Here is a 4762-nt window from a genome sequence, read left to right as displayed (position 1 = left end):
GGGCCAAACGGCCAAAAACCAGCAGCTCGGTCAGCGAGTTGGAGCCCAGCCGGTTGGCCCCATGCAGACCTACCGAGGCACACTCCCCGGCGGCGTACAGCCCCGCAATGGTCGTTTCGCACTGGGGATCGGTTTCGATGCCGCCCATGGTGTAGTGCACCGCAGGCCGAATCGGGATCGGCTCCTTGACGGGGTCGACGTTGATATAGGATTTGGCCAGCTCGCAGATGAACGGCAGGCGCTCATGCAGATAGTCGGCGCCCAGGTGGCGAAGGTCGAGATAGACCACGTCGCTGTCGCCAAACTTGCCGGTACGCCCGGCCTGCTGCTCCTGCCAGAACGCCTGGGAGAGCTTGTCCCGAGGGCCCAGCTCCATGTACTTGTTTTCCGGCTTGCCCAGGGGTGTTTCCGGCCCCAGGCCGTAGTCCTGGAGGTAGCGGTACCCCTCCTTGTTGAGCAGAATACCGCCTTCCCCCCGGCACGCTTCGGTGATCAGGATGCCCGAGCCGGGCAGGCCGGTGGGGTGGTACTGCACGAACTCCATGTCGCGCAGCGCCACGCCGTGGCGGTAGGCCATGGCCATGCCGTCACCGGTGACGATGCCCGCATTGGTGTTGAAGCGAAACAGCCGCCCGGCTCCGCCGGTGGCCAACACCACTGCCTTGGCACGCAACAGCAGCAGCTCGCCCGTGGCGACCTGCAGGGCAATGACGCCCACCACGGCCCCTTCGTGCACGGCCAGGTCCAGCACGAAGTACTCGTCGAAGCGTTCGATCTCGGGGTATTTCAGCGAGGTCTGAAACAGCGTGTGCAGCATATGGAAGCCGGTCTTGTCGGCAGCAAACCAGGTGCGCGCCGTTTTCATGCCACCAAAGCGGCGCACCTGTATGCGGCCATCGGGCTGGCGGCTCCAGGGGCACCCCCAGCGCTCCATCTGCACCAGCTCCTGATAGGCATGGCGCACGAAGTAGTCCACCACGCCCTGCTCCACCAGCCAGTCGCCCCCGGAAACCGTGTCGTCGAAGTGCGCCTGAAACGAGTCCTCGTCACTGGTCACCGCGGCTGCGCCCCCTTCGGCTGCCACCGTGTGGGAACGCATGGGATACACCTTGGACACCAGCGCGATGCGCTGCGCGTGACCGCCCTGTTTGGCCTGCTCAGCGGCCGCGATAGCGGCCCGCAGGCCCGCGCCCCCACCGCCGACGATGACGATATCCACATCCTGCTGCTGCATGGCACCCCCTTGTTCGGCTGCACTTCTCATGACGGACTTCTCATGACGGGCTTCTCATGACGCGATTCCGGCCTGCGCACGGCCTGCCGCCCTGCTGATGAAGCGACGTTATCACAGCCCGGCAGGCTCTCGGCCTTGATCTAAAGCATGATTGATATAGATCAAATAAACCGCGACTTGCCTTGCCTATGCTTTCCCTGACACCCGTGAAACACCACGCTGAACCTCATCTCTGCTGTGCTCACTCAGGCAAGGCGCTACGGCTTGCCGACAACTTATCGAGAGACCGCCATGAACCTCAGCGCTTCGCTCCACTCTCGCTGGCCGCTGCTCGCGCCACTGGCCACCACGCTGGTGATCGCCCTGCTGCCTATCCCGGCCGGGCTACCGCCCCATGCCTGGTACTTCTTCGCCATCTTCATGGGCTGCGTGGTCGGCCTGATTCTGGAACCCCTGCCCGGCGCGGTCATCGGGCTGGTTGGCGTTACCCTGGTGGCGCTGCTTTCCCGCTGGGTGCTGTTCTCCCCGGAGCAGCTGGCCAACGACGGCTTCAACGCCGCCAACCAGGCCTTCGCCTGGGCGGTCTCGGGGTTCACCAACGCTACCGTCTGGCTGATTTTCGGTGCCTTCATGTTTGCCCTGGGGTATGAAAAGACCGGGCTGGGGCGGCGGATCTCGCTGTGGCTGGTGCACGCCATGGGCAAGCGCACGCTGACCCTGGGCTACGCGGTGATGATCGCCGATGGCATTCTGGCCCCCTTTACGCCCTCCAATACGGCGCGCAGCGCAGGCACCATCTATCCGGTCATTCGTAACCTGCCACCGCTGTACGACTCGCACCCCAACGACCCCAGCATGAAGCGTATGGGAAGCTTCCTGATGTGGACTGCCATTGCGGCCACCTGCGTGACCAGCTCGATGTTTCTCACCGCCCTGGCACCGAACCTGCTGGCCATCGCGCTCACCGAAAGCGCCACGGGCATCCATATCAGTTGGGGGCAGTGGTTCGTGGCGGTGGTGCCGGTGGGGGTCCTTCTGCTGCTGTTGGTGCCGCTGCTGTGCTACTGGCTGTGCGCCCCGGAGGTAAAGGCCGGGGATGAGATCTCCGACTGGGCGAAAGGGGAGCTGCAGAACCTGGGCCCGCTGACCCGCCACGAAATCGTGCTGGTTATCATGGTGGTCACCGCGCTGCTGCTGTGGATCTTCGCTGGCGACCGGGTATCGGCGTCGCTGGTGGGGCTGGTGGTCATCTGCGGCATGCTGCTGACCGGCATGGTGAGCTGGAACGACATTCTCGATAACCGCGCCGCCTGGAACACCTTCGTGTGGTTTGCCACCCTGGTGGCTCTGGCGGGTGGCTTGAGCCAGGTGGGCTTCGTGGGCTGGTTCGGCAACCTGGTAGGTGGGCAGATCAGCCACTTCGACCCACTGGTGGCCATGGTCGCCCTGGTGGTCATCTTCTATGTCCTGCACTACTTCTTCGCCAGCATCACCGCCCACGTGACCGCACTGCTGCCGGTCATGCTGGCGGCGGCTTCGGGCATTGCAGGGCTGGACATGCAGCTGTTCATTCTGCTGTTGCTGCCCACCCTGGGCTTCATGGGCATCCTGACCCCTTATGGCACCGGCCCCAGCCCGGTGTATTACGGCAGTGGCTACTTGCCCAGCGCGCTGTACTGGCGCCTGGGGGCCATCTTCGGGCTGCTGTTCCTGGTGGCCTGGCTGGCCATTGGTCTGCCCTGGCTACTGCTGATTCAGTGAGCCACGTACTGACTCAGTGCACCATGCGCTTGCCGCGCCTCAGCGCGGCAGCGTTTGTGCGAAGTGCTGCGCCAGTTGCTGTGCCAAATGCCCTGCCATGGCCTTGGGGTGTTCCACGTGCAGGTTATGGCCGCCCGGCAGCGCCCAGTGGCGCAGGCGCGGCGCGTGCTGCGCCAGGCGGTTGGCCAGGGTGTTGAACTTGTGGTCCCGCAGGCCGGAGAAATAGCCCACTGGCAGGTCGGTCTCGGCCAGCCACTGCCAGAGAGAGGGCTGCCGACCCAGCGAGGTGACCCGCAGCATGTGCGCCACGGCGGGGCCATGGTTGGCCAACCGGCGCTGAATCTGACGCTGGCGCTGTGAGGCCGTCAAATCGGCAAACACCGGCTGCTGGTACCATGCTGTCAGCACGTCGGCCAGTGGCGACTGCTCAAAGCGCTGCGCCCAGTGCTCATCGTGGGCACGGCGTGCTTCCCGCTCTGGCGCGGCCAGCCCGGGGTGCGCGCTCTCCAACCACAGCGCCTCCAAACCGGCGGGCCGCTGGCTGGCATGATAGAGCGCCAGTCGGCCACCCAGGGAGTAGCCCAGCAGGCCATAACGCCCCACGCCCGCCTCGGCCAGCGTGCCGCTGAGCCAGTCATGAAAATCCGCAAAAGAGCCCACCGCAGGCGTGGTGGGCTGCCCATGCCCCGGCAGGTTCAGCGCCAGGCAGCGCACGCCCGGCTGCGCTTGCTCCAGCGCCTCGCCAAGCGCCTGCCAATCGTCCTTATCGCCCAGCAGGCCGTGCAGCATTACCAGCGTAAAGGGCGGCGAAGGGTCAGGATGCATGGGCTGCCTCCCGGAGCCACGCGCCCAGGGCCTGCAGCGCATCGGTGGCCTGCTGATGGGGCACCGTGACCTCGATCAGCGTCACCCCGGCTTCCAGCGCTTGGGTGTAGGCCTCGCCAAACGCCGCCAGCGTGGTCGGTGCGGCATAGTTCAGATGAAACATGCGCGCCGCATGCTCGAACGCGAGCCCGTGGGGTTGGCGATAGTAGCGCTCCAGCAGGTCGCCCTCGTCCGGCACCGGCAGCATGTGAAAAATGCTGCCGCCATCGTTATTCAGCACCACCACGACCAGCGGCGCCTGGGCCCTGGCCAGCAGCGCCAGGCTGTTGAGGTCGTGAAGCGCGCTGGTGTCGCCCAGAATCACCGTGGTGGGCTCATCGGTCGTGCAGGCCAGCCCGTACGCGGTGGCCAGCAGCCCATCGATGCCCGAAGCCCCGCGATTGGCCATCACCCGCAGCGGCGTCGAACGGGTCGACCCCAGCATGTTCATCAGCCGGGCGGGCAGGCTGTTGCCCACGAACAGTGCCCCTCTGGCCAGTTGGGCCAGCTGATGACACACCCCCAGCTCGGAAAACTCCGCCGTATAGCGTTCGATGCCCTGGCGGGTGCGCTGCTGAAGGCGTGCCAGGGTATGCCAGGGGGGCTGGGCGGGCCCTGCGGGCAGCGTGGCGATGGCCTCGGCGGGCGTGCACACCAGCCGCTGGGTAAGGGTGAAGTCCGGGTCCAGGCGCTGGGGTAACGGGTCGACCAGCCACGCCTGCTGCCAGGGGTGGCTTGCAATCATCTGGGTCAGGCGCTTGGAAATCAGCCTGCCGCCAAACTGCAGCAGCACGTTGGCGCGGCCCAGCTCGGCGCTGACCTGCGGGTCCTGAAGGGCCAGGTCCATATGCACCAGGTGGCGCGGGTCGCCGTGCAGCTGGCTTTGCAGGTCGGCCAGCAGCG

The 4762-nt window shown here is 65.9% G+C and carries 4 protein-coding genes; 1 reads left to right on the top strand and 3 read right to left on the bottom strand.

All coding sequences use genetic code 11. The features are described 5' to 3' along the window. A partial coding sequence (locus B7L72_RS11900; protein ID WP_081194825.1) for an FAD-binding protein occupies positions 1–1234 on the bottom strand: 1234 nt, incomplete at its 3' end. 291 nt (positions 1235–1525) lie between these two features. Here B7L72_RS11900 and B7L72_RS11895 point away from each other — a divergent pair. Continuing rightward, positions 1526–2995: an anion permease gene (locus tag B7L72_RS11895; RefSeq protein ID WP_081194563.1), complete on the top strand. Its 1470-nt coding sequence runs from the start codon at positions 1526–1528 to the stop codon at positions 2993–2995. Between the two features lie 39 nt (positions 2996–3034). Here B7L72_RS11895 and menH read toward each other — a convergent pair whose 3' ends face one another. Continuing rightward, entirely contained in the window at positions 3035–3820 is a 786-nt protein-coding gene (menH, locus tag B7L72_RS11890) for a 2-succinyl-6-hydroxy-2,4-cyclohexadiene-1-carboxylate synthase (RefSeq protein ID WP_081194562.1), read from the bottom strand. Then, a partial coding sequence (locus B7L72_RS11885) for a thiamine pyrophosphate-dependent enzyme (RefSeq protein ID WP_254893810.1) occupies positions 3810–4762 on the bottom strand: 953 nt, incomplete at its 5' end. The genes B7L72_RS11885 and menH, both read right to left, overlap by 11 nt.

Origin of the sequence: Halomonas sp. BC1 (assembly GCF_002078135.1) — a bacterium.
Taxonomy (GTDB): Bacteria; Pseudomonadota; Gammaproteobacteria; order Pseudomonadales; family Halomonadaceae; genus Vreelandella; species Vreelandella stevensii.
Note: the sequence above shows the minus strand (reverse complement) of the source record. Positions and strands in the feature narration are given on the sequence as shown.

Coding starts and splice junctions, on each gene's coding strand:
- menH (WP_081194562.1), bottom strand. CDS start 3,820: ATGCATCCTGACCCTTCGCCGCCCTTTACGCTGGTAATGCTGCACGGC.
- B7L72_RS11895 (WP_081194563.1), top strand. CDS start 1,526: ATGAACCTCAGCGCTTCGCTCCACTCTCGCTGGCCGCTGCTCGCGCCA.